This is a genomic window from Nitrincola salilacus (assembly GCF_046271865.1).
Classification (GTDB): Bacteria; Pseudomonadota; Gammaproteobacteria; order Pseudomonadales; family Balneatricaceae; genus Nitrincola; species Nitrincola salilacus.
The window spans coordinates 2654069-2680616 of record NZ_CP176580.1 but is presented as its reverse complement, the minus strand read 5'-3'; the positions used below and the strand labels follow the sequence as shown (position 1 = coordinate 2680616).

28 protein-coding genes are annotated in these 26548 nt (G+C 51.5%); 25 read left to right on the top strand and 3 right to left on the bottom strand.

What is annotated here, in order from left to right; all coding sequences use genetic code 11:
* The first annotated feature begins 205 nt into the window (after positions 1 to 205).
* From ACK3CJ_RS12665 to thiI, 23 genes are all read left to right on the top strand, one after another.
* Positions 206 to 1099 (top strand): hypothetical protein, encoded by an 894-nt coding sequence (locus ACK3CJ_RS12665; protein WP_409522573.1) that lies wholly within the window; start codon positions 206 to 208, stop codon positions 1097 to 1099.
* Position 1100: 1 nt separating this feature from the next.
* Positions 1101 to 1571: a type II toxin-antitoxin system death-on-curing family toxin gene (locus ACK3CJ_RS12660; protein ID WP_409522572.1), complete on the top strand. Its 471-nt coding sequence runs from the start codon at positions 1101 to 1103 to the stop codon at positions 1569 to 1571.
* Positions 1572 to 1902: 331 nt separating this feature from the next.
* On the top strand, positions 1903 to 2514 hold the full coding sequence (locus tag ACK3CJ_RS12655) for a beta-ketoacyl synthase chain length factor (RefSeq protein WP_409522571.1): 612 nt from the start codon (positions 1903 to 1905) through the stop codon (positions 2512 to 2514).
* Entirely contained in the window at positions 2507 to 3301 is a 795-nt protein-coding gene (locus ACK3CJ_RS12650; RefSeq protein WP_409522570.1) for a lysophospholipid acyltransferase family protein, read from the top strand. The genes ACK3CJ_RS12655 and ACK3CJ_RS12650 overlap by 8 nt, the downstream gene beginning before the upstream one ends.
* A complete protein-coding gene (locus ACK3CJ_RS12645) occupies positions 3282 to 3536 on the top strand; it encodes a phosphopantetheine-binding protein (RefSeq protein WP_409526590.1) in 255 nt (84 codons plus the stop codon). The genes ACK3CJ_RS12650 and ACK3CJ_RS12645 overlap by 20 nt, the downstream gene beginning before the upstream one ends.
* Positions 3537 to 3548: 12 nt before the next feature.
* On the top strand, positions 3549 to 3797 hold the full coding sequence (locus ACK3CJ_RS12640) for an acyl carrier protein (RefSeq protein WP_409522569.1): 249 nt from the start codon (positions 3549 to 3551) through the stop codon (positions 3795 to 3797).
* Entirely contained in the window at positions 3797 to 4366 is a 570-nt protein-coding gene (locus ACK3CJ_RS12635; RefSeq protein ID WP_409522568.1) for a hypothetical protein, read from the top strand. The genes ACK3CJ_RS12640 and ACK3CJ_RS12635 overlap by 1 nt, the downstream gene beginning before the upstream one ends.
* On the top strand, positions 4347 to 5762 hold the full coding sequence (locus tag ACK3CJ_RS12630) for an AMP-binding protein (RefSeq protein WP_409522567.1): 1416 nt from the start codon (positions 4347 to 4349) through the stop codon (positions 5760 to 5762). The genes ACK3CJ_RS12635 and ACK3CJ_RS12630 overlap by 20 nt, the downstream gene beginning before the upstream one ends.
* Complete coding sequence (locus ACK3CJ_RS12625; protein ID WP_409522566.1) at positions 5762 to 6142, top strand: hypothetical protein; 381 nt, start codon at positions 5762 to 5764, stop codon at positions 6140 to 6142. Before ACK3CJ_RS12630 ends, ACK3CJ_RS12625 begins: the two co-directional genes overlap by 1 nt.
* Positions 6132 to 6887, top strand: a complete 756-nt coding sequence (locus tag ACK3CJ_RS12620) for a glycosyltransferase family 2 protein (RefSeq protein WP_409522565.1) — start codon at positions 6132 to 6134, stop codon at positions 6885 to 6887. Before ACK3CJ_RS12625 ends, ACK3CJ_RS12620 begins: the two co-directional genes overlap by 11 nt.
* Entirely contained in the window at positions 6871 to 7854 is a 984-nt protein-coding gene (locus tag ACK3CJ_RS12615; protein WP_409522564.1) for a lipid A biosynthesis acyltransferase, read from the top strand. The genes ACK3CJ_RS12620 and ACK3CJ_RS12615 overlap by 17 nt, the downstream gene beginning before the upstream one ends.
* Complete coding sequence (locus tag ACK3CJ_RS12610) at positions 7838 to 9472, top strand: HAL/PAL/TAL family ammonia-lyase (protein WP_409522563.1); 1635 nt, start codon at positions 7838 to 7840, stop codon at positions 9470 to 9472. Before ACK3CJ_RS12615 ends, ACK3CJ_RS12610 begins: the two co-directional genes overlap by 17 nt.
* Positions 9469 to 9882, top strand: coding sequence for an acyl-CoA thioesterase (locus tag ACK3CJ_RS12605; protein ID WP_409522562.1), 414 nt, complete (start codon positions 9469 to 9471; stop codon positions 9880 to 9882). The genes ACK3CJ_RS12610 and ACK3CJ_RS12605 overlap by 4 nt, the downstream gene beginning before the upstream one ends.
* Entirely contained in the window at positions 9872 to 10483 is a 612-nt protein-coding gene (locus ACK3CJ_RS12600; protein WP_409522561.1) for an outer membrane lipoprotein carrier protein LolA, read from the top strand. Before ACK3CJ_RS12605 ends, ACK3CJ_RS12600 begins: the two co-directional genes overlap by 11 nt.
* Positions 10480 to 12744, top strand: coding sequence for an MMPL family transporter (locus tag ACK3CJ_RS12595; protein ID WP_409522560.1), 2265 nt, complete (start codon positions 10480 to 10482; stop codon positions 12742 to 12744). Before ACK3CJ_RS12600 ends, ACK3CJ_RS12595 begins: the two co-directional genes overlap by 4 nt.
* Positions 12745 to 13998, top strand: coding sequence for an NAD(P)/FAD-dependent oxidoreductase (locus tag ACK3CJ_RS12590; protein WP_409522559.1), 1254 nt, complete (start codon positions 12745 to 12747; stop codon positions 13996 to 13998). It begins immediately after the preceding gene.
* Positions 13974 to 14552 carry a DUF3261 domain-containing protein gene (locus tag ACK3CJ_RS12585; RefSeq protein ID WP_409522558.1) on the top strand — a complete coding sequence of 193 codons (579 nt, stop codon included), beginning with the start codon at positions 13974 to 13976 and terminating at the stop codon, positions 14550 to 14552. Before ACK3CJ_RS12590 ends, ACK3CJ_RS12585 begins: the two co-directional genes overlap by 25 nt.
* Complete coding sequence (locus tag ACK3CJ_RS12580) at positions 14552 to 15739, top strand: beta-ketoacyl-[acyl-carrier-protein] synthase family protein (protein ID WP_409522557.1); 1188 nt, start codon at positions 14552 to 14554, stop codon at positions 15737 to 15739. Before ACK3CJ_RS12585 ends, ACK3CJ_RS12580 begins: the two co-directional genes overlap by 1 nt.
* Positions 15736 to 16188 (top strand): hotdog family protein, encoded by a 453-nt coding sequence (locus ACK3CJ_RS12575; RefSeq protein WP_409522556.1) that lies wholly within the window; start codon positions 15736 to 15738, stop codon positions 16186 to 16188. The genes ACK3CJ_RS12580 and ACK3CJ_RS12575 overlap by 4 nt, the downstream gene beginning before the upstream one ends.
* A gap of 2 nt (positions 16189 to 16190) precedes the next feature.
* A complete protein-coding gene (locus tag ACK3CJ_RS12570; protein ID WP_409522555.1) occupies positions 16191 to 16913 on the top strand; it encodes a 3-ketoacyl-ACP reductase FabG2 in 723 nt (240 codons plus the stop codon).
* A complete protein-coding gene (locus tag ACK3CJ_RS12565; RefSeq protein ID WP_409522554.1) occupies positions 16913 to 18142 on the top strand; it encodes a beta-ketoacyl-ACP synthase in 1230 nt (409 codons plus the stop codon). The genes ACK3CJ_RS12570 and ACK3CJ_RS12565 overlap by 1 nt, the downstream gene beginning before the upstream one ends.
* A gap of 71 nt (positions 18143 to 18213) precedes the next feature.
* Positions 18214 to 18645, top strand: a complete 432-nt coding sequence (locus tag ACK3CJ_RS12560) for an excinuclease ATPase subunit (RefSeq protein WP_409522553.1) — start codon at positions 18214 to 18216, stop codon at positions 18643 to 18645.
* 173 nt (positions 18646 to 18818) lie between these two features.
* On the top strand, positions 18819 to 20312 hold the full coding sequence (gene thiI / locus ACK3CJ_RS12555; protein ID WP_409522552.1) for a tRNA uracil 4-sulfurtransferase ThiI: 1494 nt from the start codon (positions 18819 to 18821) through the stop codon (positions 20310 to 20312).
* A 31-nt stretch (positions 20313 to 20343) separates the two neighbouring features.
* Here the strand turns inward: thiI and ACK3CJ_RS12550 are convergent, their stop codons facing one another.
* On the bottom strand, positions 20344 to 21300 hold the full coding sequence (locus tag ACK3CJ_RS12550) for a YbgA family protein (protein ID WP_409522551.1): 957 nt from the start codon (positions 21298 to 21300) through the stop codon (positions 20344 to 20346).
* A gap of 150 nt (positions 21301 to 21450) precedes the next feature.
* Positions 21451 to 22518 (bottom strand): 3-deoxy-7-phosphoheptulonate synthase, encoded by a 1068-nt coding sequence (locus tag ACK3CJ_RS12545; protein ID WP_409522550.1) that lies wholly within the window; start codon positions 22516 to 22518, stop codon positions 21451 to 21453.
* Between the two features lie 203 nt (positions 22519 to 22721).
* Between ACK3CJ_RS12545 and dsbD the strand changes: the two genes are divergently transcribed.
* Positions 22722 to 24626, top strand: coding sequence for a protein-disulfide reductase DsbD (dsbD, locus tag ACK3CJ_RS12540; RefSeq protein WP_409522549.1), 1905 nt, complete (start codon positions 22722 to 22724; stop codon positions 24624 to 24626).
* A gap of 19 nt (positions 24627 to 24645) precedes the next feature.
* Here the strand turns inward: dsbD and ACK3CJ_RS12535 are convergent, their stop codons facing one another.
* A complete protein-coding gene (locus ACK3CJ_RS12535) occupies positions 24646 to 25020 on the bottom strand; it encodes a helix-turn-helix domain-containing protein (RefSeq protein WP_409522548.1) in 375 nt (124 codons plus the stop codon).
* Between the two features lie 664 nt (positions 25021 to 25684).
* On the opposite strand from ACK3CJ_RS12535, the gene ACK3CJ_RS12530 reads away from it, so the two are divergent.
* Complete coding sequence (locus ACK3CJ_RS12530) at positions 25685 to 26533, top strand: EAL domain-containing protein (RefSeq protein WP_409522547.1); 849 nt, start codon at positions 25685 to 25687, stop codon at positions 26531 to 26533.
* Positions 26534 to 26548: the final 15 nt, after the last annotated feature.

Sequence of the window (26548 nt, the reverse complement as noted above, 5' to 3'; positions counted from 1 at the left end):
TGGCATATTGTTGATGCGATTGTTACTAATATGTAAAACCTAGATGCTGCCTTGGTATAAGGCAACAATACAGAGGCAGTACGAGATGGCTAAAGACCTCACCGAATCATCCCACGATCGCCAGAACATCCTCAACAACCGATATGCCCTGCAACAGGCTGAGCAGCATCTGGGCTTGGGTGGCGTTCAGTATCAGGGAGAAACGGTGTTTACGAAGCAGCAGCTTATGCTGCTGTATGAGGTGAGTGACAGTACTATTGAAAAATATCTGGTGAGCCATGCCAATGAACTAAAAGCCAATGGCTACACAGTGCTAAAAGGGAGTAAGCTCAAGGAATTCAAAAAGTTAATGGATGGTACCGTAACCAATTACGGTACCAAAATCAGTGCTCTTGGCGTGTTTTCTTTTCGAGCAGTATTAAATCTGGGTATGCTGCTCACCGAAAGCGAAACCGCCCGTCTTCTGCGCTCGCGCTTGCTCGACATCGTTTTGGACGTGATGGCTGAGCGTGCTGGCGGACACACCAAGTTCATCAACCAGCGGGATGAAAACTACCTGCTGGCTGCGTTCCAGGAAGAGAACTATCGTCGCCAATTTACAGACGCCCTGGATAGCTTTGTTGAGGGTAACCACTGGAAGTACGCCCGCTTTACCAACCTGATCTACCAAAGTATTTTCCATGAGAATGCAACGGAATATAAAAAGGTGTTGAGGCTGGCAGAAAAAGAAAAAATCCGCGAGACCATGTATTCTGAGGTGCTGAACCTTATCGCCAGCTTTGAGTCCGGTATTGCGCATGAGTTGGAAAAGGCCAGTCAGGCCAAGGGTGGCAAGCTAACCCAGAAAGAAGCTGAGAATTTGTTTGCCAGCTTTGAGCAGCACCCGTTGTTCAGGCCGTTAATCCTCGATGCGAGAACTAAAATGGCCAGCCGGGATCTGTGCTTCAGAGACGCTTTGCATGAAAAATTGGAAGCTTACATTCAGTCGGTACCTGAAGCCGATTTCGAGCGTTTTCTGGGTGAAAAGAGCAAGTCTCTGGAAGAGCAATTGAGTGATCCGGACACTCTCGCTGTATTCAAGCGCCTGAAGGATCGCTGATATGGCCGATTCAGACCTAGGCATCCGGTATCTTTATTTCGATGCTAGACATGCAGTAGAGATTCACGATTGGATCATAGAGAACTCTGGTGGGCTTGCCGGTACCAAGGATATCGGGCAGTTGGAAAGCCCACTGGAGCATATCCAAAATGACTTGTACTACCCAGAAATGGAAGACAAGCTCACGCATTTGGTGTTTTCCATTAATAAACATCATGCATTCAACGATGGAAATAAGCGATCTTCGCTTGCCTTGGGTGCCTACTTCCTTGAGCTGAACGGCTTCGATTACGTGGTAAAACGGTTTGTGAAAGAGATGGAGAACATCGCTGTCTGGGTGGCGGATAACGTGATTGATAAAGGTCTGCTGTACCAGATTATCAGCTCAATTCTTTATGAGGATGACTACTCAGAGGCTGTTAAGTTGGCTATTGTGGAAGCGATAGAGACCGCAAGCAGCTCTAAAAATTAAACGCGAATGAGTGATCTTGTGATGGGGGTATGGTGCAGCTAAATTTTCATTATGTTTGAAAATGTTGGTCCATTCAGTATCAAGGCCATCCAGAATAGCAGTGGATTGAGTGAGGGATGGCATTTCTGTTTTACATCCATGCTTAATCTTCTATATGATTGCGCCCTTTCAAACAAAAGCTTATAAATGGAATTTTACAGGCAGTAATCTATCGATGGATTTTCATATCAAAGCCTGGTCTGCATGGTTGCCCGAAATGAGGGCTGCTAGTGCGCCCACAGTGAATTGTCCACAAGACAGTGGTGCGTCTGACCTGTCTGAAGTCCCTGCAATGACTCGACGTCGGCTGAGCAATCAGGCCCGCAAGGCATTTCGAGTGGCGCTGGATGTCGATGAGAGCAGGGGCGCACCCTGTATATTTGCATCACGCCATGGCGATCTTCGCAGAACACTTGAGTTGATCAATGCTCTGGTAGCCGATGAGTCGATCTCTCCAACGCAGTTTTCGCTTTCTGTACATAATGCGATAAGTGGCCAATACAGTATTTTCACCGGTAATCAGGCAGACTGTAATGCCATTGCTGCCGGAGCAGACAGCTTGCAGTATGCCGTACTGGAAGCTGCTGCGCGTCTTGTGTCGGAACCTGATCTGGAGGAGGTGTTGGTTGTTTATTCCGATGATCAGGTGCCAGAAGTCTATCAGCCATACTGTCAGGAGCCCTCAGCGCTGAGTGCGATTGCACTGCTGCTCTCCAATCATGAGGGGGAGCGGGTAAGGTTCAGCAGGCAAACGATTGAGCCTGAGCATGCTGGCTTTGAGAAGATCAATGCTGAAAACACCGTTTCAGATCAGTTAGTCGACCTGATCTCTTTTCTGAACGGGGCGCATGATCAATATCGGAGGATCTCCCAAGGGCAATCCTGGGAGTGGTCTCGTGGATGAGATTGGAAGCTTTGCGAATAGACTCTATCGGATAGTGGCGACAGGTTTCTGCTTCAGTTGTTTTGGGCTGGGTGGATTGATGCTATCGCTGCTGGTTTTTCCAATGCAGCGCTTGTTTGTGCGGGATACAGTGCGTAGGCGGCAGCTTGCGCGCGCTTCTGTGCATAAAGGCTTTGCTTTTTTTATCTGGCTGATGCAACGCGTGGGTGTCATCAATTATGACTTTTCGGTACAGGCGTTGCTGAGTGATGTACGGGGAAAAATCATCATCGCCAACCATCCCAGCCTGATCGATGTTGTGGCACTGATCGCGATGACCCCCAATGCGGATTGTGTGGTCAAGGAGCAGTTGTTTCGCAATCCCTTTGTACGAGGCGTGATTGCGAGCACCGGGTATATCAGTAATTCGGATCCGGATGGTTTGATAGCAGATTGTGCCGCATCGCTGGCTGCGGGTAACAATCTGATAATTTTCCCAGAGGGGACGCGGACAACGCCGGGATCTGAGCTGAGTTTTCAGCGGGGTGCTGCCAATATAGCGCTTCGCAGCAGGTCCGACTTTCTGGCGCTGTTGATTCGCTGTGAACCCAGCACATTGACTAAGCAGGAATCCTGGTATCAGGTGCCAGAGCGCAAACCGACACTTGCCATCCATTACCTGAAAGAGATTCCACTGACAGCCTATCTCGGCGAAGTCTCTATCTCGTTGGCGGCAAGGCATTTAACGAAAGATCTTCAGCAATATTATCAACAGGTAGTGAATGAAAATGGATGCACTGAAGCATGAATTGAAGCGGCTGATTATTCAGACTCTGGAGCTTGAAGATATCACCCCTGATGACATAAAGGACGATGAGCCCCTGTTTGTTGATGGCCTGGGACTTGATTCAATTGATGCGCTGGAGTTGGGGTTGGCCATCAAAAACCACTACAACATCAAGTTTGATGCCAATGCAGAGCAAACCAGAGAGCATTTTTCCAGCATCAACAGTCTGGCTGGTTATATCAGTTCGAAAAGTTAAGGGAGTGATGAGATGAAAACAAAAGCAGAGGTTTATGTTGTACTGAAGGATATTCTGGTGAAAGAGTTCGAGCTGGATGCCGAGCAGATCAACCTGGATGCCAACCTCTATGAAGATCTGGATCTGGATAGTATTGATGCGGTGGATCTGGTGGTAAAACTGCATGAAATTACCGGTAAAAAGGTTGATCCCGAAGCTTTCAAAAGTGTCCGAACGGTAGGTGATGTGGTTGAAGAAGTGTTCAGTCTGATCGCTGCCTGATGAAAATCAGGGCGGCTCTTCCACGGCTGCTGCAGCTTCTGGTGCTGGTTTACCCTCTGTATGTCTGGCTGGCGATTGGCAGATGGGGGCCGGTGGCGGCCATCGTGCCACTGGCGTTGATTGCGCTTGTGAAGAGCTTCTATTCAGATGCCGGTGCAAAAGGTGCGCGTTGGTTCTTTGCGCTCACAGTGGGTTTGATATTGATTCTGCTGTCAGCAGGGCAGGCGGAGCAGGCATTACTCTTCTACCCGGTATGGATCAATCTGGGCATGCTGATGCTGTTCGCCTGGTCGCTATGGTTCCCTCCCACGGTGATCGAGCGAATAGCCCGTGCGATGGAGGGTGCAGTGGGGAATGAGCTGGATGAACAAGGAGTCGCCTATACCCGCAAAGTCACACAGGTATGGTGTCTATTCTTTATCATGAATGGCGCCGTGGCGATGAGTACTGCACTCTATGGCGACTGGGATCTATGGGTTCTGTATAACGGTTTGATCGCCTATTGTCTGATGGGTTTGTTGATGTTGATAGAATGGCGGGTAAGGAAAATTGTTAAATCAGGACGATAATCAGTTTGAAATCAGTTGGTCCAATCCTGAGCAGGTTATCTTTGCTCAGGGGCAGGAACTGATCACGGTTCGAGATTGGCTGATACAGTTGCAAGCAGTGGTGCAGTACTGTGAGGCGAGGCAGGGCGATAGTGTCTTGCTTTACCATCCTGACACAGTGAGTTTTTCACTCTGGTTCTGTGCTCTGACTCATCTGGGCAAACAGATTATTCTGGCTCCCAATGCCCAGCCAGAAACATTAGCTGAGGCCGCCCTCCATGCTGACTGGTCAGTGCCTGAGTCTTTTCCGCCGTATCGTGACGACTCCTTTGCGCTGAAGCAAAACGATTCGGATCTCTTATCTGGACAGCCACTTAAGCAATCGCTCAAACTATCGCTCAAACTATCGCTCAGCAGGCAGTCCCGGATCTGTTTTTTCACCTCAGGTTCAACCGGCATCCCAAAACTGATCCGCAAGACACTCGACCAGTTGCTGATAGAAGTGGGTTGCCTCGAACGTGCTTTCGGCGATGCGCTGTTGTCGGAGTCTGTTTTTGCAGCAACCGTATCTCATCAGCATATCTATGGTCTGTTGTTCCGTATTCTCTGGCCTCTGAGCACCGAGCGGGTGATCTATCGTTCATCTATCGCCTTTTTCGAACAATGGCAGTCTTTGCTGGAAGCACACTCCGTGGTGCTGATTGCCAGTCCGGCGCATCTGTCCCGATTTGCAGAGCTGGATCAGCTGTCGGCGAGCAAATCGAATATCAGTGCCATCTTCAGCTCGGGCGGGCCTCTGGCCGATCATCTGCCCTCTTTTTACACAGAGCACCTGGGGCAGGCACCTATCGAGATATTCGGCAGTACTGAAACCGGTGGGATCGCCTTTCGGCAGCGTCATGGCCACAGTCATCGTCAACAACAGCAATACAGCACGTTCTGGCACGCATTCAAGGATGTCACGCTCAGTCAGGCAGATGATGGCTGTCTGATTATTCGTTCGCCGTATCTGGACTCTTGTGAGCCCTACCAGACTCAGGATCAGGTCCTTTTTCATTCACCGGATAGCTTTGAACTGCTCGGAAGGGCAGACAGAATCGTCAAGGTTGAAGAGAAGCGCCTGTCACTGACCGAACTGGAAAAACTGTGCTTGCAACATCCTTTCATCAAGGAGGTGATTGCGTTGGTGTTGAGTCATTCCAGAGTGCAGCTTGCACTGGTGGTTGTGTTGACCGAGCAGGGGCAGGCACAATTGGAACAGCAGGGAAAACGAGCGCTGAATGAGTTGTTGCGCAGTCATCTGTCAACGCGCTTTGAGCGGGTACAGTTACCGAAAAAATTCCGCTATGTGGCGCAACTGCCCTATAACGAGCAGGGAAAGCTACCCAGGCAAACACTCGAGGCACTGTTTCTCTGATGGCTAAACACAGTCCTGAATCGTTTACCGAACACTTTCCAGAGTTACTCTCGGAGCAGATTGAGGCGGAGCGAGTCGAGCTGGATCTGGCTGTTTCTGAGCGTGTTCACTACTTCGATGGACACTTTCCAGGGGCTCCCGTGCTGGCTGGTGTCGCGCAGCTTCATTGGGTGGTGCACTATACGCAGCGCTATTTCCCGCAGTTGCTTGAGGTCACTGCAGTTGAGGTGCTGAAATTTCAGGTGATGGTACGCCCCGGCAGCAGGCTTCGGCTGGTGCTTGAACAGACTAAACCGGGAGTGACTCTTTTCAGCTATACACTGGAAGATGAAAAAGTGGCATCTGGTCGTCTTAAATGGGAGGTGGCAGGTGCCGAGTAACTGCTTTCTGATCCCGATCTACAATCATGACGATACGATCACCGCGACTGTGCGAACATTGAGTGAGTATCAACTGCCGGTGATCATTGTCGATGACGGCTCAGATGAGCGCACACGGCAGGTATTGCAGCAACTGCAACAGGATGAGCCGCTGGTGCAGTTACTGACGCTGGATAAGAATATCGGCAAGGGCGGGGCTGTTATGGCCGGTATGCGCCATGCAGTTGAACAGGGTTATACCCATGCGCTGCAGGTTGATGCGGATGGCCAGCATGATCTGGCTGATATTCCCGCTTTGTGGGCGCTGTCGGCCGCAAATCCAGAGGCATTGATCAGTGGCCTGCCCCTATACGATGACTCAATTCCGCGCAGCCGCCTGATTGGCCGCTACATCACCCACGTCTGGGTCTGGATTGAGACGCTCTCATTTTCTGTGAAGGATTCGATGTGTGGTTTCAGAGTCTATCCCTTGGCCAACTGTATTGAGCTGATAGACACCTCCCGGCTTGGCAAGCGGATGGACTTTGATACGGAGATCATGGTCAGGCTCTACTGGCGCGATATCAGCGTGCTGTTTCTGCCAACTCGGGTGATCTACCCTCAGGGTGGGCGCTCCCATTTCAAACTGTTGCAGGACAACTGGCTGATCAGCAAGATGCACACGCGACTCTTTTTCGGCATGTTGTGGCGCCTGCCTGGTTTGTTGAGTTTCAAATGGCGGAGAGCTCATGCCACCGGCAGCTGAACACTGGGCAAAAAAACGCGAAAGGGGCAGTTACTTCGGTATTCAGGTCCTGCTGTTTCTCTATCGCTATGGTGGTCGATGGTTGATTCTGGCATCGCTGGTACCGGTGCTGGGCTATTTCTTTGTCACGGATCGTGTGGCCAGAAACGCATCGCGGGATTTTCTGCGCCGCGTTCATCATCGCAGTGGTAGCAATAGCCGGTTTTCATCTGAACCGGGCTACTGGCAGAGTTACTGTCACTTCTGGCAGTTCGCGCTGGCAGCACTGGCAAAGCTGGATGCCTGGATTGGCCGCATCACACCCGATCAGGTCAGTCAGGGTGGGTCGGTAAGTTTTGCCGATCTGGTAGCGAGCAGAACCGGTGGCGTACTGATCGGCAGTCATCTGGGCAACAAAGAGGTTTGCCGAGCATTGGTGCGCTCACGCTATCCAACCCGCATCAATGTGCTGGTTTTTACCCGACACGCACGGGCCTTTAACAGAGCGCTGAAAGAAGCGAATAATCAGGTCGATCTCAACCTGATTCAGGTGGATGGTATTACACCGGCATTGACGATCATGCTTAAAGAGCGCGTTGAGCAGGGTGAGTTTGTCGTGATTGTCGGCGATCGTATCTCGGCGGCATCACCGGAGCGGTCGGTCTGGGTGGACTTTCTCGGGCAACCTGCACCTTTTGCGATAGGCCCCTGGGTGCTTGCCAGCGTGCTTGATTGTCCGGTGCATCTGCTGTTCTGCATGAAGATCCGGCAGGGGTATGAGCTGACATTTGAGCCTTTTGCCGAGCGGATCAGACTGCCACGAAAAACCCGCGACGCGGATATCACGCAACTGGTCGCTCGCTATGCAGAGCGACTGGAGCATTTCGCCTGTCGATATCCGCTGCAGTGGTTTAATTTTTATGATTTCTGGCAGCTACCCGCAGCTGTCAGCCAAGATAAGGAAGCGCCACGTGACGCCAGTCATTGAGAGCACGGATAACCTGATCGCCAGTCAGTCATCTGATATCGCTGAATCCAGTATCGCCGAATCCAGTATCGATAAAGAGATACGTTTTGGTGAAGGCAGGCTCAGTATCGAGCAGATCAATGCCATCGCAAGGCAGAAGCTGCCCGTGAGCCTGTCAGGTAGCGCCGAGTTTACGCGCAAGATAGATACGGCCGTGGCCTTTCTTGACCGGCTGCTTGAAGAGGATGGTGTTATTTATGGTGTCACGACTGGATATGGCGATAGCTGTACCGTCAAGGTGCCGCTGTCGCAGGTATATGAACTGCCGATCCATCTGACACGGTTTCATGGTTGTGGCCTGGGTGATAACTTTTCGTCACAGGAAGGTCGCGCCATTCTGGCAACCCGTCTGTGCTCACTGACGCAGGGTTACTCCGGCGTCAGCTGGGAGCTGCTCAGACAACTGACTCTCTTTCTCAATCAGGATGTTGTACCGGTGATTCCGCAGGAGGGCAGTGTGGGTGCCAGTGGTGATCTGACACCGTTGTCCTATGTGGCAGCCTGCCTGATCGGTGAGCGTGAAGTCTACTATCAGAACCAGGTACGTCCTGCCGCGGAGGTGCTGGCTGAGCTGAAGTCAGCACCGATCCGGTTGCGCCCGAAAGAGGGGCTGGCGATCATGAACGGTACAGCGGTGATGACGGCGCTGGCCTGTATCGCTTACGAGCGTGCCGAGTATCTGACGCGCCTGTCCAGTCGACTCACCGCACTGGCAAGCCTGGCACTGCAGGGCAATGGTCATCACTTTGATGAGATATTGTTCAGCGTTAAACCGCATCCGGGTCAGAATGAAGTGGCTGGCTGGATACGTGATGACCTGAATCATCATGAGCATCTGCGCAACTCCGATCGTTTGCAGGATCGTTACTCCATCCGCTGTGCGCCGCATATCACCGGCGTGCTGAGAGATGCTCTGCCCTGGTTCAGACAGATGATCGAAAACGAACTGAACAGCGCCAATGACAATCCGATTATCGATGGGATCGGTGAGCATGTGCTGCATGGCGGGCATTTTTACGGTGGTCATATCGCCATGGTAATGGACAGCATGAAGAATGCGGTCGCCAATCTTGCTGACCTGCATGATCGCCAGATGGCACTGTTGATGGACGTGAAGTTCAATAACGGCTTGCCTGCCAATCTTTCCGCGGCCGAAGCGGACCGACAGTATATCAATCACGGCTTCAAGGCGGTTCAGATAGGCTGCTCCGCCTGGACGGCAGAGGCTCTGAAGCTGACCATGCCTGCCAGTGTCTTCTCGCGCTCGACCGAATGCCACAATCAGGACAAGGTGAGTATGGGGACGATAGCGGCGCGTGACTGTCTGCGTGTTCTGCAACTGACCGAGCAGGTCATGGCGGCCATGTTGATGGCGGTTCAGCAGGGGGTTCAGTTGCGTATACGCCAGGGGCAGCTCTCTTCGTCCAGCTTGACACCCGCTATTCAATCGATGCTGGCCGAGTTGCAGGAATCCTGCCCATTACTGACCGAAGACCGTCGGCTGGACAGCAGCCTGCGTGATCTGGTGGCTCAGATACAGCAGCAGAGCTGGTCACTTTATCAGAAGGAGGCTGGATGATAACTGCCGACATCATTATCGATGTGCCCTTTTTTGATGTGGATCCGATGCAGGTGGTCTGGCACGGTAACTATGCCAAATATCTGGAGGCCGCCAGAACCGAACTGCTGCGCAGCATCCACTATGACTATCAGGATATGTATGAATCCGGGTATATGTGGCCGGTGGTGGATATGCGCATCAAGTATATTGGGCCGGCAAGGTTTGCTCAGAAAATCAGAGTCGAAGCACAACTGGTTGAATGGGAAAATCGATTGAAAATCAATTACCTGATTAAAGATGCCGACAGTGGTAAAAAGCTGACCAAGGCCAGTACCGTACAGGTGGCTGTTGCTATGGATACACAGGAGATGTGCTTTCGCTCACCAGATATACTCTTTGAAAAGCTGGGCTTGTCTAATGAAGGCTAAGTATCTGCTCATTCTGTCTGGTGCTTTGTCTTGTTCTTTGCTCTTTGCAGCAGCGCTTGCTGCCGATAGCGAGATACAGTTGCCGGACTGGCAGGGGCTGGACGGCAGAGTGAATTTTACCCAGCACAAACATATCAGTGGGCTGAAAAAGCCGGTGCTCAGCAGTGGCTATCTTCTGTTGGAGGATGAGCAGCTCCTGTGGCATACCCAGAAGCCGGTCAGCAGCCAGGTATTGATCAGTGCTGCTGGCGTATCACAGTTAACTGATGGTGCTGCTGTTGGTAGTGCGGAGGCTATTGCCGGTAGCGAAATCATCGGTCAGTTGTTACTGGCTGTACTGCAGCAGAGAACAGCGTTTCTGCATCAATATTTCACCCTGACAAGTGCGGGTGAAGACTGTTTTGAGTTGCGACCACATCAGCCACCCGTTGATCAGTTTTTTACGCAGATGACGCTGTGTGGTGACCAGACCCTGAACACGATCAACCTGCTTGAGCATAACGGCAACAGGACGCTGATTGAGTTGGAACTGGATGCTGATCAGTCTGTTGACGGGGTTGATAGAGAGGTTGGGGCTGATATCGGGGTGAAGACCGAGTGATTCGCCACGCTCGTATCATCTGTCTACTCGGTGCCTGGATACTGGTGCTGTTGCTGCTGGGGCTGAAGCTGCCGCAGGTGGCCTGGAACAGCAGTATCACAGCGGCGCTGCCTTCTGCACAGGAGCCATGGCAGCAGCAATTGTTGAAGCAGAACCGCAGCAGTCGACAGTTCAGCCTGCTACTCAGTGGACCGGACACAGTTGATTTGCAGGGCGTTGCACAACAGTTGCAGCACTTGCAAGAGGGCGTTACCTGGCATCAGCCGCTTGAGTTGATGCAGATGTTGCAGCAGCAATATCAGGCACATCAGGGGCAGTTGGCTTCTGATGAACATTGGGATCTATTAAGCCGTGGTGAATATGAGGCGCTGATTCAGTCTGCATGGCAGCGCATTCTGAGCCCGGCCCCGGTGCTGGATCAGGCACTGGTGCTGGACCCTCTGTTGCTGACACAGCAGTATCTTGAGCAACAGTCGGGTGGTTATCGACAGCTCAGGCCTGCCTTGATGGGGTTTGAATGGCGCTCGGGTGATCGTGCAGTGATGCTATTGAACGCAGAGCTGGAGTATGACCCCTTTGAGAACCAGCAGCAGGCTCAACTGCTGGACGATAGGTTAACCCAACTGGTTGATGAGCTGCGGCTGCAGTGGTCGGATCTGCAACTCAGTCGCAGCGGTGTGTTGTTTCATGCCGTTGCTGCTGCGCAGACAGCCAGAAGTGAGATGACGCTTTTTGGTGGTTTGTCGGCACTGATTATCCTGTTGATGCTGGTGCTTGTTTTCAGAAGCCTGAAACCGCTTTGGCTGTCGGGGGTGGTGATGCTGATCTCTGTCACGACCGGCCTGACAGCGCTGCTGCTGATTTTTCCGCAGCCGCATATTCTGGCGTTGGTGTTTGCCACAACCCTGATCGGCATTGCGGTGGACTACTCCTTTCATGGAATGGTCTCGGCCAACCAGAGCGCTGAACGTTTTCGCAACATGCTGCCAAGTCTGACGCTGGGCTTGCTGAGCACCTTGCTGGGTTATCTGCTGCTGATCTGGTTGCCCTTCAGTCTGTTGCAACAGGTAGCTGTTTTCATCGCTGGGGGGCTTATCGCAGCCTATTTGAGTGTCTGGGTACTGTATCCCTATCTGATCAAGGCTGGACAATTTCCTGTCAGTCGCTGGGCTTGTGCAGTCAGTCATCATCTGGCGCTGAGGATCGATCGCACAAGGCGTCATCGGGCAATTTTCCTGTTGCTGGTGGCCGTGGTCATTGCGGTTGGCAGTTATCTTGCCAATCCCGTATTTACGGACAGCGTCAGGGCCTTTAATCAGACACCGGCGCTTCTGGCTGAGCAGGAGCGGCAGGTCCGCCAGTTGGGAGCGCAACCCTGGGACAGCCGTTTTCTGGTCGTGCTGGCAGATGATATTGAATCCGTGTTACAGCAGGAGGAGATGCTCAAACCCCTGTTACACCAGTGGCAGCAACAAGGGATTTTGAGTGGGTGGCAGGCATTATCGGATAGGGTACCTTCACACGATCGACAGGAAGCGCTTCAGCAGATGCTGGGCAAGGCCTACCAGAGCTCAGTTGTGCAACAGTTTCTGGATGAGCTGGGGCTGGAGGTACCGACTCCGGTACAGAGCAAGCTGGACCCCGAATCCTTGCAGCTCTTTACCCGACAGCATCTGGTGGCGGTGGAGGAGCAGCTTGCCAGTCTGATATTTTTGAGCGGGCTTGAGGGTGATGCCAATATGGTGCACGACAGTGTGATCCAAGAAGAGCTGGATAAATGGCCGCAGGTACACTGGTTTGATCCGGTGGGTGATGCCGATAACAGCATCGGTGAGATACGTGAGCAGTTGGGTATCTGGATACTGCTGGCGCTTGGTTTGTCGGTGTTGCTGCTCAGTTGGCGTCTGGGCCCTGCCAGATCTGCCGCGACACTTCTTTACTTGCTGATCGCCATGGCCGGTAGTCTGGCGTTCAGCCAGTGGTTTCAGTCGCAATTGACCCTGTTCAATCTGGTGGCGGTGTTGCTGGTATTGGCGCTGGCGCTGGATTATGCCGTGTTCTTTGCCTCAGAGCTGCCCTTGCCGGAGGTTATACAGGCGGTATCTCTGTCGGCGCTTACCAGCGGTGTCGCGTTTGGATTGCTGAGTTTCAGTCAGACACCGGCTATTGCCGCTTTTGGTCTGACAGTGTTCAGCGGTGTGGCACTGGCTGCACTGTTTGCCCCTTTGATAAGTTGTATAAGTGGACGAGGTAAGCGATAGATGGAACGCGTGGATGTGATCATTATTGGTGCCGGACCTTCCGGCGCCTGTGCCGGTGCGCTGCTGGCCCGTGCCGGGAAACGAGTGCTGTGTATCGAAAAACAGCACTTCCCGCGCTTCTCCATCGGAGAAAGTCTGTTACCTCACTGTATGGAGTTTCTGGCCAGTGCGGGCTTGCTGGACGCTGTAGAGGCGGGGGCGCTGGAACATGGCTTTCAGTTCAAGGATGGCGCTGCTTTTCTGAAGCAGGGCCAGCACACAGAGTTTGATTTCACGAAGAAAAGCTCGCCGGGTCCTGGCACCACTTATCAGGTCAAGCGTGCAGCCTTTGATCAACTACTGGCTGATGCTGCGAGTAAGCAGGGCATGGAGATACGCTACGGCGAGGCGGTAGAGTCGCTGGAATATCAAAAATCATATCAAGAGTCAGTCGCATTGAGTATCCGCAAGGAAGGCGGCGAGAACTATCGTGTACAAGCGGGGTTCGTGCTGGATGCCAGCGGCTTTGGACGTGTGTTGCCGCGCTTGCTGGATCTGGAGGAACCGTCGAATTTTCCTGTGCGTCAGGCCAACTTCTGTCATATCAAAGACCAGATCAGCGACCCTGCATTCGATCGCAATAAAATACTGATTACGGTCCATCCCACACAGCAGGATGTCTGGTTCTGGCTGATCCCTTTCAGTGACGGCACAGCCAGTCTTGGCGTTGTCGGCTGCCCTGAACGCTTTAATGAGGAGCAGACTTCAGAGCAGAAGCTATGGGAAAAAGTGCATGATGAACCCGACTTATCCGCATTGTTGAGCAATGCTACCATGATAAGTGAAGCACGAGATCTGACGGGATATTCCGCCAATGTGCGTAGCCTGTATGGGAAACGTTATGCGCTGTTGGGTAATGCCGGTGAGTTCCTTGATCCGGTTTTTTCATCTGGTGTGACTATCGCCTTGCGCTCTTCAGAGAAGGCCGTACCTTTGGTATTGCGTGAACTGGATGGCGAAAATGTTGATTGGGAAGTGGAGTATAGCGTCCCATTACGCAAAGGAATCAATACGTTCCGCTGCTTTGTTGAGGCGTGGTATGATGGTCGCTTCCAGAATATTATCTTCAACCCGGATCGCCAGCCGGAGATCAGCGCCATGATCAGTTCCATTCTGGCCGGTTATGCGTGGGATCAGAATAACCCCTATGTGGCTGAAACCAGTCGCCGTATCCAGGTATTGAGTGATCTATGTTCAGACTCTTTGGCATCCTGATTTTTGGCCTGCTGCTGAGTGCCTGTCAGGTATTGTCGTCAACTGCGGCAAAAGACAGTGTGCCGATGGCAGGCGGCAGTTATCGTCTTTATCCGGGTTGGCCGGGACCAGACCAGCAATGGTTACAGCATATTCAATGGCGTAATGGCACGAAGACGCATGAGTTCATGCTATCGGCCAGTTTGACTGAACACAGTATATTGTTGGTAGGTATGTCGCCACTGGGGCAGGAGCTGTGGCGCTTGAGTTATGATGAGACCGGTGGCCTTCAGACAGCTGGCGTTGAGCCGTTTAATGACCCAGAGTTCGCGTCCAGAGTATTGGCAGAGATGCAGCTTGCGCTACTGCCGATGGAGCTGCTCGAACCCAGATTGACGAAGTTGCGCATGACAGAAGCATTGACATCCAACTATCAGCGCCGCCTGATTGATGCAGAGGGCGGTGAGGTATTGTCTATCATCTGGAAAGGTGAACCGGAGCCACAGAGATTGATAGAGCTGACACAGGCGCATTATCAACTGATAATCACAACACTTGAAGTGGAGATGCTGTGATGACTGGCTACAGCCTGAGTGCGATGGGAGTCTGTTGTGCCCTGGGTAAGGATAAGATGTCTGTCTGGGAGAGTGCATCGCAAGGTGATCGTACCGGCATGGTTCTGAGGGCCGATCTTCTGATAGATGCCCAGCCGGTTCGTGTGGGGCAGGTTGCAGACCCCTTACCGATTCTGAGCGAGTGGCCGAGTGAACTGCGCAGTCGTAACAACCAGTTGGCTCTACTGGCGTTTGAGCAGATACGCGACGAAGTGGAGGGCGCCCGCGAACGTTTTGGCGCGGGCCGGGTGGGGGTTGTGATAGGTACCAGTACCTCAGGTATTGCAGAAGGTGAGCAGGCGCTCAGACACTATCAACAGAAGGGTAGCATGCCGCCGGATTACCATTACAGCAAACAGGAGATGATGGCGCCTGCCGATTTCATTGCCCGTCTGGCCTGTGTGACCGGTCCCAGCTATGTGATCTCAACCGCCTGCTCTTCAAGTGCAAGAGCCTTGATGAGCGCTCGTACATTGTTGCAGGCAGACCTGGTCGATGCCGTGATCGTCGGTGGTGTAGATTCTCTGTGCCAACTGACGCTGAATGGCTTCAAGGCACTGGAATCCATTTCTGCAGATCTGTGTCAGCCTTTCAGTCTGAACCGCGATGGCATTAATATCGGGGAAGGCGCCGCACTGTTTCTGATGACAAAAGAGTCAGGAGACAGTGTTCGACTGTTTGGGACGGGTGCAGCATCAGATGCGCATCATATGTCAGCACCTCACCCACAGGGCAGAGGTGCGCGCAAGGCAATAGAGCAAGCGTGTCGGCAGGCAGAGCTCCAGCCAGGCGATCTTGATTATATCAATCTGCACGGTACCGCAACGCGCCTGAATGACAGCATGGAAAGTCATGTACTCAATGAGCTGAGTGCGATGGCAGTGCCTGCAAGCTCCACCAAGGGTATGACAGGCCACACGCTGGGCGCTGCCGGCGCGATAGAAGCGGCTTTATGCTGGCTGACACTCTCTGATCTCAATACCGGGGATCAATTGCTTCCGCACTGCTGGGATAATCAACCGGATCCTGAGCTGGCGCCGCTGGCATTTGTTGAGAAGGGTCAGTGTCGGCCCGTCAGCCGCTGTCTGAGTAACTCCTTTGCTTTTGGTGGTAATAATCTGGCCCTTATTTTTGGACGAGACAGATGATTACAGGTTATGACATAGAAGCGGTACTGCCGCATGCGCATCCGATGATACTGCTGAGTGAGTTCGTCGAAGCGGGTGAATCTCATGCGCACTGCCGGGTGACAGTCGCACCCGACAGCCCGTTTTTTGATCCTGCCACTGAGTCCGTACCCAGTTATGTCGGTGTGGAGTATATGGCGCAGACTATTGCTGCGTTTGCCGGTGCCAATGCGCTGGCATCCGGGGAAGAGGTCAAAATCGGCTTTTTACTGGGATGTCGCAAATATCAACCTGAGGTTACTCGGTTCTATCAAGGCAGTGTGCTGGAGGTGCGAGCCGAAAAGCTGATGATGGATGAGTCAGGCCTGAGCGTTTTCGCGTGCAGGATAGATCAGGATGACAAGTTACTGGTCGAGGCCAGATTAAATGTATTTCAGCCTGAAGATCACCAGGCGTGGTTAGCGGAGTGAACATGAAAAGAGTCTTGGTGACCGGATCAGGTCGTGGCATAGGCAGAGCAGTAGCGATCAAACTGGCACAGGATGGTTTTGAAGTTACGGTTCACTGTCGCAGTGACCTGTCATCGGCACAGGAAACCGTTACAGCCATAGAAGCGCTGGGGTCAACGAGTCGTATTCTGCAGTTTGATGTTGCAGACAGACAGTCCGCTCGTGAGGTGCTTGAGGCAGAGGTTGCCGAGCGAGGCGCCTATTATGGTGTTGTCTGTAATGCCGGTATCACACGGGATAATGCTTTTCCTGCACTTACGGAGCAGGACTGGGATCAGGTGATTCATACCAACCTGGATGGCTTTTACAATGTTTTGCACCCTCTGGTGATGCCGATGATTCAACTGCGAAAGGGTGGGCGGATCGTCACCATGGCGTCGGTTTCAGGGCTGGTGGGTAATCGGGGCCAGGTCAATTACAGCGCATCCAAAGCGGGTCTGATCGGGGCCACCAAAGCCCTGTCGCTGGAGCTGGCCAAGCGCAAGATCACTGTCAACTGCGTTGCACCGGGGCTGATCGAAACGGATATGATCAATGATCTGGTATCTGATGAACTGATGAAAATGATACCTCTGCGACGTGCCGGCCAGGTTGATGAAGTTGCCGCTACAGTGGCTTTTTTGTTTTCAGATCCTGCAGCCTATATCACCCGGCAGGTGATCTCTGTGAATGGTGGAATTGCGTGATGAAGCGAGTCGTTGTTACGGGTATGTCGGTCATCACGGCGTTGGGTGATGAGTGGAGCGGTTTTCGGCAGAAGCTTGAGACAGGCGAAAATGCAGTTCGGCAAATGCCGGAATGGGACAGATATGAGGGGCTGAACACCCGGCTCGCGGCACCTGTGACACATTTCGAACGTCCCTCTCACTACTCGCGTAAAATGGTTCGCTCCATGGGGCGGGTTTCATTGATGGCAACACGGGCAACTGAACTCGCGCTGGAGCAGGCGGGATTGCTGAATGATCCGATACTGAGCAGTGGCAGTTGCGGTATTGCGTATGGCTCCTCAATCGGCAGCACGGCACCCATTCTGGCATTCGGGCGTATGATGGATACCGGCAGCATGACCGGTGTTACGGCCACCAGCTATATTCAGATGATGTCACATACAACGGCCGTTAATGTCGGTGTTTTCTTTGGTCTTAAGGGTCGGGTGCATACCACTAGCTCTGCCTGCACGTCAGGTTCTCAGGGTATCGGATATGCCTATGAGGCGATCAAGTTCGGTCGTCAGGCGCTGATGGTAGCCGGTGGTGCGGAGGAGTTGTGCGTCACCGAAGCGGTCGTATTCGATACGCTCTATGCCACCAGCGTAAAAAACCAGACCCCGGAACTGACACCGCGCCCTTTTGATCGGCAGCGCGATGGGCTGGTGATAGGTGAGGGGGCAGGCACCCTTATTCTGGAGGAGCTGGAGCATGCGCTGGCAAGAGGGGCAACCATCTATGCAGAAATCGTCGGTTTCGGTACCAATTCCGATGGTGTTCATGTCACGCAACCCACCGATACCACAATGGAGACCGCTATGCGACTGGCGTTGTCGGATGCCGATCTGCAGCCAGAACAGATCGGCTATGTGAATGCGCATGGAACGGCGACTGATCGCGGAGATATTGCTGAGTCGCATGCCACTCATCGAGTGTTTGGCGCGCGGCAACCCATCAGTTCGCTCAAAAGCTATCTTGGCCATACACTTGGTGCCTGCGGATCAATTGAAAGTTGGGCCAGTATCAATATGATGCGTGAGAACCGATTTATGCCCACGATCAACTTGCAGGAGGTGGATCCCGCCTGTGCAGAACTGGATTACATAGTGGATCATCCGCGCTCGCTGGAAACTGAGTATGTGATGAGCAATAACTTTGCCTTTGGAGGGATCAACACCTCGTTGATCTTCAGGAAGTGGAATAGCTGAGGTCACTATGGCCTCAGGGAAACAGGAACCGGTGGAAGCCGGATTGTAAAATCAGATAAGGACCTCATGACATGCGTAAAATGCTGAAGTTGGCAATCATCTCCTCTCTATTGATCTGTGGCACGGCGCAAGCTCGTGATCAGGTTATTGATTTGCCTCTGGATCAGATAATGGGTACACCCAAGGCCAATGGTGCGTTGTTGTCTGTGCCTGTGTACTTTGCCGGACAGTCGCATCCTGCCGTCACCAGCAGTGGTGGTGAAATCAGTACGAGCAAGAAAACCAATGCATTCGCCAAGTCAGATAGCGATGCCTGCCAGTGGGTTTTACTCTCTGCGCTGAAAGCGCTGCAGGATACTGCACGCCAGCGTGGTTATGATGCTGTGGTCAATATCCGTTCAAACTACAAACATAATGAGTTTGTCAGCAGCACTCATTATCAGTGTGGTGCCGGCGCGATCATGGCGGGTGTTGCGCTGAAGGGTGATATGGTCAAATTCTGATCAGAGTGATGTTTACGTTGGAGGGTTATGTTGGCTGATCGTAAAATGATCAGCCCTTAACTGCGCGCCACAGATTTTTTCGTGTACAATCCCCACCCCTGAGCCTTCCCGGTCCGTATCCTCAACTTATTAATTAGCGGAGAAATGCTGCCTGTCTGCAGCCTGAGCCTGTCATGAAGTTTATTGTTCGATTGTTTGCAGAGATCACCATCAAAACCCGTCCGGTTCGCAATCAGCAGATCAGGCAGTTAAAGAAGAATATCCGCACGATTCTGAGCTACCTGGATGAAGGGGTAGAGGTCAGTGGTAACTGGGATATGATCGAGGTGACCAGCAGTGCCGATGCCTCTGCGGAGGTGAATGCGCAGATCAGTGATACGCTGACCTGCATACCCGGCATCAGCTATTTTCTGGAAGCGCGCGAGTATCTGCTGGAGGATTTCGATACCATCTGCAGGCAGACCTTGTCTGAGGTAGGCGACAGCCTTCGTGGCAAGTCCTTTTCTGTGCGTGTGCATCGGACCGGGCATCATGATTTTCGCTCTATCGATCTGGAACGTTATGTTGGCGGTTATCTTAATCAGAACACCGATAATGGCGGCGTCAAACTGAAAGATCCCGATATCCAGGTGATGCTGCAGATCAATCATGATCGCCTGTTCATCGTCAGCCGTCGTCGTGAGGGAATGGGTGGCTATCCGCTGGGTTCACAGGAAGCAGTTGCAACGTTGATCTCGGGTGGTTTTGATTCATCGGTTGCCACCTATCAGATGCTGCAGCGTGGTATCTGCACTCACTTCATCTTCTTCAGTCTCGGTGGCCGTGCGCACGAAGAGGGTGTCAAGCAGATCGCCTATCATATCTGGAAACGCTATGGCGCCTCGCATAATGTCCGTTTTGTCACGGTACCTTTTGAGGGGGTGGTCGAGAATATCCTGACACAGGTGCATAACTCACAGATGGGGGTTGTGCTGAAGCGCCAGATGATGAAGTGTGCTGATAAAATCGCAGATCATCTGAAGGCGACTGCGCTGGTTACGGGAGAGGCGATCTCTCAGGTATCCAGCCAGACGCTGACCAATCTGCAGGTGATCGATCGCAGTATCGATCGCTTGATCTTGCGTCCTCTGATTGCCACCAACAAGCAACGTATCGTTGATGAAGCCAAGCGTATCGGTACGGCGGACTTTGCTGCCGCCATGCCGGAATACTGCGGCGTGATCAGTCGTAAGCCGACCACGCGCGCGAAACTTCAAGTGGTAGAGGCAGAGGAGTCAAAGCTCGATCCGGCGGTGATAGAGGCGGCATTGAAGAGTGCTCGCTATCAGCCGATCTCCAAAGTGATGGAGGATTTCGAGAGTCTTCCTGATGTTCGCACGGCTGATATCACCGTAGCTTCAGAACTGCCAGTGACCATCATCGACCTGCGTGCACCGGATGAAGTGGAAGCTGCACCGTTGGCAATGACGGATTATGATCAGATATGTGTACCTTTTTATCAGTTGCACAGCCGGTTTGCCGAACTGGATCAGTCGCGTGAATACTGGCTGTACTGCGATCGAGGCGTGATGAGCCGCTTACAGGCGGTCAACCTGTTGGATGCCGGATTCAGTAATGTGAAGCTGTGCCCGGCTGAAATCGTGCTGAAGGCTTCACCATCGGCGTAGGGTGAAACCCTCCTGTCTCTTAGTATCGCCGTTAATAGGCGTAATGCAGCTTCAACTCTTCCGGGTGTGGGTTCAGATACACCTGCTGGGCGATATAGGGGTCTTCCCATTCGCCCAGATAGTGCTTCAGCAGGGTCATGGGTACCAGTAGCGGCAACAGGCCCTGACGGTATTTACTTATCTGGGTGCTCAGCTCCTCGCGTTGCCTGGGTGTCAGTCGAGACGAGAAGTAGCCCTGGATATGCTGCAACACATTGGTGTGGCTCTTGCGGGTGGCATGATGCATCAGAGCACGCATGAACCCTTCAAAATAGGCTGTTGCATCCCGTTCCAGATTGTCTGATAAATTACCCAGCAGTCTGCCGAGTGCGCGGTAACTATCCTGATGATGTGCCATCACCAGCAGTTTGTAGCGACTGTGAAACTGAATCAGCGCATGCCGAGTGAATCCTTCCTGTTTCAGGCGGTGCCAGTCATGATAGGCATAAACACGCGTAATGAAGTTCTCGCGCAGCACCTGATCATTGAGTCGCCCTTCTTCTTCAACCGGCAGTAGTGGCCAGGTGTCCATCAGCTTTTGAGTAAACAGCCCGACGCCCGTTGATGAGGTGGGGCCGCCTTGGGCCGGATAGACTTTAACGCGCTCCATACCACAGGTGGGTGACTTGGCGCAGACAATATAGCCACTGAGATAATCCAGCTCAGCCGTTTTCTGCTCGGCATAACTGTGCAGTTGCTCAGTGACATCGAAGCTGTCATCACTGGCTCGCGCACGGATGTCGCCATCATGATCCACCAGACGGATCGTCTTGCGTGGTGCGCCCATTCCAATGCCCATCTCGGGGCAGGTCGGAATGAAACTGAACACACTGGACAACTCATCAAGGCAATAGCGAGATGCCTTATGTCCACCATCATAGCGAACCTTCTGCCCGAGCAGGCAACTGCTGATGCCGATCTGGATCTGTTCAGGTTTATAGTGCGACATATCGGTACCTGCTGAATCATGGAAGTGTTTCAGTGTAGTACGCAGATAATGACAGTGTGGATCATGTAGTTTTATTGGGATTGTACGGGAGAGACTGATGGGGATAGTTGGCCGGACAGGGCGCCCGGCCAACATTTATCAAACACTTTATCAGCGGCTTGGTAGCACAGGCTTAAGTTTGTGGTGCATGGCACGCAGAGATTCTTCAGTACTTTTCCAATCGATGCAGGCATCAGTGACGGAGACACCGTATTTGAGTTCTGCCAGATTTTCGGGGATGTTTTGATTTCCCCACTCCAGGTTACTTTCAATCATCAGACCGATGATTGACTTGTTACCTTCGAGAATCTGGTTGGCGGCATTTTCTGCAACCAGTGGCTGCAGTGCAGGATCTTTGCTGGAGTTGGCATGGCTGCAGTCGATCATGATGTTGTTGATCAGACCGGCTTTATCCATCGCCTGCTCGCAGAGCTTCACACTGACGGAGTCATAGTTGGGCTTGCCGTTACCACCGCGCAGAACAACATGTCCATACTGGTTGCCACGTGTGCGTACGATGGATACCTGACCATCGCCATCTATGCCCAGAAAACTGTGCGGGTGGCTGACGGACTGCATCGCATTGATGGCAACGGTCAGGCCACCGTCAGTACCATTTTTGAATCCGACCGCGCAGGAGAGGCCGGACGACATCTCGCGGTGTGTCTGAGACTCAGTGGTGCGAGCACCGATCGCAGACCAGCTGATCAGATCCTGAATATATTGTGGTGAAATAGGGTCCAGCGCTTCAGTGGCCAGTGGCAGACCCATTTCAGACAGATCCAGCAGCAGCTTACGCGCAATGTGCAGACCCTCTTCGATATCAAAAGAGTCATTCATGTGCGGATCATTGATCAGCCCTTTCCAGCCAACCGTTGTGCGGGGCTTTTCAAAATAGACGCGCATGACCAGATACAGAGAATCCTTCACCTCTTCAGACAGCGCTTTCAGCCTGCGACCATATTCCAGTGCTGCTTCGGTGTCATGAATGGAGCAGGGACCAATCACCACCATCAGGCGTTTGTCCTTGCGATCCAGAATATCCTTGATCGTCTGACGGCCGTGCATCACGGTGTTGGCGGCCAATTCAGTGATCGGAAGTTTGTCTTTGAGGGTTTCCGGGGTGATGATCGGAACGTTCGATTCAATATTCAGGTCTTCTACACGTGTATCACTCATCTTGCTTTCCTGACAGGGTGCTGGTATCCAATACGGCTGTTTACGCCGACTCCAGCTCCTTTTTACCATAATGACTGCGCGCTTATAAGGGGACAAAGGTTTATAATCGGATATGATGAACGTTTTTTTCACGTACGTGTCTACGTTGATCATAACCTGTGTTCAGGTTCGGTTATTCAAAGTCAGATCGAAAGGAAGTTACTTTGTATTTCAATGCCGCTAAGAGAGCACTTGGTGCTGTTCTGATCCTGTTATTCAGTCTGCTGCTGATTTCATCTGCCCAGGCAAGTCTGCTGGGTGTTTTTACGTCATCAAAGCAGCATCCGCTACCGGTTGAGCAGGCCTTTAAGCTGCAGGTTGACCTCCCTCATAATGGTGTGCTGCGCCTGAACTGGGCGATTGAAGATGAGTATTATCTGTATCGCGACCACCTGAAAATTGACCTGCCTGAAGGGTTGGAACTGGTGGATCAGCAGATTCAGGGTGGACCACAGAAGGATGACTCCCTGTTTGGTGATGTCACGGTCTGGTATGAGGCGGCGACGGCACAATTTCTGATCGGTACGGATGGGCGTGATCTGAAGAATGCGATGGTCACGATCACCTATCAAGGTTGCTGGGAGGGTGGCATCTGTTATGCCCCTGAGCAGGAGAGCATCCCGCTGAGTTCATTGCCCCTGGCGGCGGGCCTGAGTTGGCCAGACGGTCTGGCCCAGGTTGCTGACCCTTCAAACTCCGTGCAAACAACAGCAGCTCAGACAGCAACTCCGATAGCTGCTCAGATAGAAAAAACGACAGCCGCACCTCTGGCAGAGCATGATCGTTTCAGTCAGTTGCTGGCAGGTAAAGGATTGATGCTGATTCTGACTGCTTTCTTTGTGGCTGGCCTGGCCTTGTCCTTTACACCCTGCGTATTTCCGATGATTCCGATCCTCTCCAGCATCATAGCCGGTCATGGCATGCGGATCACGACAGGGAGAGCTTTCGGATTGTCTATGGTATACGTACTGGCCATGGCACTGACCTATACAGTAGCTGGTGTGCTGGCGGGCCTGTTTGGCAGCAACATCCAGGCAAGCTTTCAGAACCCCTGGGTGATTGGTACTTTCAGTGCGATTTTTGTTCTGCTGGCTCTTTCCATGTTCGGATTCTACGAACTGCAGCTGCCCTCTGCACTGCAGTCACGCTTCAATCGCGTCAGTCAGGAACAGCGTGGCGGACGCATCACCGGCGTTGCCGTGATGGGCTTTCTGTCGGCTCTGATTGTCGGTCCCTGCATGGCTGCACCTCTTGCAGGTGCATTGATCTACATTGGCCAGACAGGTGATCCGGTGTTGGGTGGTGCTGCACTTTTCGCCATGTCGATGGGCATGGGCGTACCCTTGTTGCTGGTTGGGGCATCGGCTGGCAAGTTGCTACCCAAGGCGGGCGCTTGGATGAATGCGATCAAGGCAGGCTTTGGTGTATCGCTGCTGCTGATGGCTGTCTGGATGCTGGATCGTGTGGTATCAATACAGGTCACCATGGCCTTGACCAGTGTGATACTGCTGGTGACGGCCGTGTATCTGAATACGCTGGATCGGCTGCACGATAAGGTATCTGGTTGGCACAAACTCTGGAAAGGGGTTGGTGTCATCTCTATGATCTATGGTGCCGCGTTAATGATCGGCCTGTTGTCGGGTGGTAACAGCATGCTCTACCCGCTGCAGGGGCTGGCTGGTACGGTAGCGGGAGAGCGTCAGACCTCTTCCTTGCCTTTCAATACAGTTTATTCGTTACAGGAACTGGATCAACAACTGGCTGTGGCAGAGCGCAGTGGCCAGTCATCGATGCTCTATTTTACTGCTGACTGGTGTGTCACCTGTGCAGAGTTGGAATTCATCACCTTTGCTGATGCACAGGTCCAGAGCCGCCTTGGCCAGGTCAATCTGATCAAGGTGGATATCACTGCAAATGATGACAGGTCAAAAGCATTGAGCCAGCGCTACAATGTATTTGGTCCCCCTGCACTGATCTTTTATGACAAAGAGGGGGCAATGCGACCTGAGCTGACTGTATACGGCGTGATACGACCGACTGGCTTGCTGAACCAGCTAGCAGGGTTGTAGAGCCGCCACAACCGTTCCATTATGTGATCTTATGGTCACTAACGGAGCCTTTGGCACTATGATTTTTGGCGCTATGATCTTTGGCACTGCGACCTTTGAGCAGCTTGGCAAACTCCAGTAACAATTCCTTATCGTGATCAAGTAGGGCTACAAACACAGCATTAAGAGCAACCTGCCTGCCATCTATTGCATTTTGATCAGCAATAGAAAAAATTTCACTCAGACTGAAATCAAGCGCCGATGCAATGCGATATAGCAAGTCCAGGCTTGGCTTTGACTCTCCGCGCTCAATTCTGGAAAGATTACCGACGTAAGAGCCTGTTTTTTCAGCTAACTGCTGTAGTGTCAGGCCCTTCTTTGTTCTGAGGATCTTGAGTGCGTTTCCCAGACTCATGATGGGCTCTCCTATAACTCACGTTCAAGGTTGTACTTTTTTCACCCTGAATATTTCCCTATTTTATTTCAGATGTGTGGATTTGCATGAGTTATATAACTCGGTACGCATCTTCTTTCATTTTAATATGCCAAACAATCCAATCAATATTAATATAATAAAAAATCAGTTTCATTATATTGATATAGATTAAATAAGTCTTCAATAGTATAGCCTTTTTATGTGGTGAATTTCCTGTGATTTGTCGAAATAAAGTATATCTACGCTGATTTTTCATTAACGGATCAAAGAGAAGATCACAAGGGTGGGTCTGGAGTGATTGATCTGTTTGAAAACGGTTGTTTGCACGAGTAGAGGTATGCTCATGGCCTCATTGAGAAGTGCTTTTCTGAAGCCATATGAGTGGTATCAATAATCATTTACATAAACACCTGTTTGAATATGCCTATCCTTAAGTCAGGTCTGTGGCTAATATCCCATGCCGTCTGAGAATTAGGTGTAACTAATGTTTGGATGAGCATCCTGCTCTTGTGGTAAAGATGAGGGTCCTGTTGCTATTGCATGAAAAGCAATATATTTTATAAAAAAATGCTTGTAATGCATAATATTTCGTCTAGAGTAATGAATTGAAGCAGTGTGCAACTGGAACGGAATGGCTGGTAGTATGGAAGACACTGATTTTTTGGTAATCAAAAGCGTGGTAGAAAGTGGGCACTTTGATATTGTGTTTCAGCCTGTTGTCAACATTCAGGAGGGAAAAGTTATTTATTATGAAGTGCTTTCAAGGTTTGATATACCTGGTTTTGGAACAGAGCGCCACATAAACACAGAGAAAACCATTCAATTAATCGAATCATATGATCTTAATTACTGCTTTGATTTCAGAGTTCTGAGTAAGGCTCTTCGTGCTGTCAGTGAAATAAGATCCAGTTGTGGAGTATATATTTCCATAGCTGTAAACTTTTGCGCTAGAACAATTTCGGATGATTCATTTGTATGTGAATTATCCTCTCTTCTTTGTCAGTATGATATTGATCCAGATAAACTGGTTATCGAAATAACGGAGCATGCTGTTCTGAGCGAAAAGCTACATAATACTGTTCTTCCTGGGCTAGTGGATCTTGGTTATACGGTTGCTGCAGATGACTTCATGTCTGGTTATTCAAACTTCAGTGTTCTTTCAGATCCTAACATAAAAATAATCAAGATTGATAAGTCCGTTACAGTTAATCTTGATAGCTCTGAATTTGCGAGAAAGTTCATGAGAGGAATACTTTTCCTGGTTGAGTCACTAGGGAAGAAGGTGGTTGTAGAAGGAGTTGAAACTTCATCACAGTATTTATTTCTGAGTACCATTGGCTGTCAATGCTTGCAGGGTTTCTATTTTTCCAGAGCGATGGATGCTGAATCTATTGAGCTGTTTATAGATGATTTTTCAAGTCGCAGATGGCCGAACGTTTTTGACTTGTCTGTTGAAGAAGATGAAATTGCTACACTGTTGTTTGATAGCTGACCAACCTTACATCAG

What these genes read in the sequence shown, in the direction of transcription:
- ACK3CJ_RS12580 (WP_409522557.1), top strand. Translation starts at nt 14,552, where the DNA reads ATGACTGGCTACAGCCTGAGTGCGATGGGAGTCTGTTGTGCCCTGGGT.
- ACK3CJ_RS12655 (WP_409522571.1), top strand. Translation starts at nt 1,903, where the DNA reads ATGACTCGACGTCGGCTGAGCAATCAGGCCCGCAAGGCATTTCGAGTG.
- ACK3CJ_RS12535 (WP_409522548.1), bottom strand. Translation starts at nt 25,020, where the DNA reads ATGAGTCTGGGAAACGCACTCAAGATCCTCAGAACAAAGAAGGGCCTG.
- ACK3CJ_RS12530 (WP_409522547.1), top strand. Translation starts at nt 25,685, where the DNA reads ATGGAAGACACTGATTTTTTGGTAATCAAAAGCGTGGTAGAAAGTGGG.
- ACK3CJ_RS12645 (WP_409526590.1), top strand. Translation starts at nt 3,282, where the DNA reads ATGGATGCACTGAAGCATGAATTGAAGCGGCTGATTATTCAGACTCTG.
- ACK3CJ_RS12640 (WP_409522569.1), top strand. Translation starts at nt 3,549, where the DNA reads ATGAAAACAAAAGCAGAGGTTTATGTTGTACTGAAGGATATTCTGGTG.
- ACK3CJ_RS12600 (WP_409522561.1), top strand. Translation starts at nt 9,872, where the DNA reads ATGAAGGCTAAGTATCTGCTCATTCTGTCTGGTGCTTTGTCTTGTTCT.
- ACK3CJ_RS12565 (WP_409522554.1), top strand. Translation starts at nt 16,913, where the DNA reads ATGAAGCGAGTCGTTGTTACGGGTATGTCGGTCATCACGGCGTTGGGT.
- ACK3CJ_RS12560 (WP_409522553.1), top strand. Translation starts at nt 18,214, where the DNA reads ATGCGTAAAATGCTGAAGTTGGCAATCATCTCCTCTCTATTGATCTGT.
- ACK3CJ_RS12635 (WP_409522568.1), top strand. Translation starts at nt 3,797, where the DNA reads ATGAAAATCAGGGCGGCTCTTCCACGGCTGCTGCAGCTTCTGGTGCTG.
- ACK3CJ_RS12570 (WP_409522555.1), top strand. Translation starts at nt 16,191, where the DNA reads ATGAAAAGAGTCTTGGTGACCGGATCAGGTCGTGGCATAGGCAGAGCA.
- ACK3CJ_RS12590 (WP_409522559.1), top strand. Translation starts at nt 12,745, where the DNA reads ATGGAACGCGTGGATGTGATCATTATTGGTGCCGGACCTTCCGGCGCC.
- ACK3CJ_RS12545 (WP_409522550.1), bottom strand. Translation starts at nt 22,518, where the DNA reads ATGAGTGATACACGTGTAGAAGACCTGAATATTGAATCGAACGTTCCG.
- ACK3CJ_RS12615 (WP_409522564.1), top strand. Translation starts at nt 6,871, where the DNA reads ATGCCACCGGCAGCTGAACACTGGGCAAAAAAACGCGAAAGGGGCAGT.
- thiI (WP_409522552.1), top strand. Translation starts at nt 18,819, where the DNA reads ATGAAGTTTATTGTTCGATTGTTTGCAGAGATCACCATCAAAACCCGT.
- ACK3CJ_RS12625 (WP_409522566.1), top strand. Translation starts at nt 5,762, where the DNA reads ATGGCTAAACACAGTCCTGAATCGTTTACCGAACACTTTCCAGAGTTA.
- ACK3CJ_RS12550 (WP_409522551.1), bottom strand. Translation starts at nt 21,300, where the DNA reads ATGTCGCACTATAAACCTGAACAGATCCAGATCGGCATCAGCAGTTGC.
- ACK3CJ_RS12585 (WP_409522558.1), top strand. Translation starts at nt 13,974, where the DNA reads ATGTTCAGACTCTTTGGCATCCTGATTTTTGGCCTGCTGCTGAGTGCC.
- ACK3CJ_RS12605 (WP_409522562.1), top strand. Translation starts at nt 9,469, where the DNA reads ATGATAACTGCCGACATCATTATCGATGTGCCCTTTTTTGATGTGGAT.
- ACK3CJ_RS12575 (WP_409522556.1), top strand. Translation starts at nt 15,736, where the DNA reads ATGATTACAGGTTATGACATAGAAGCGGTACTGCCGCATGCGCATCCG.
- ACK3CJ_RS12660 (WP_409522572.1), top strand. Translation starts at nt 1,101, where the DNA reads ATGGCCGATTCAGACCTAGGCATCCGGTATCTTTATTTCGATGCTAGA.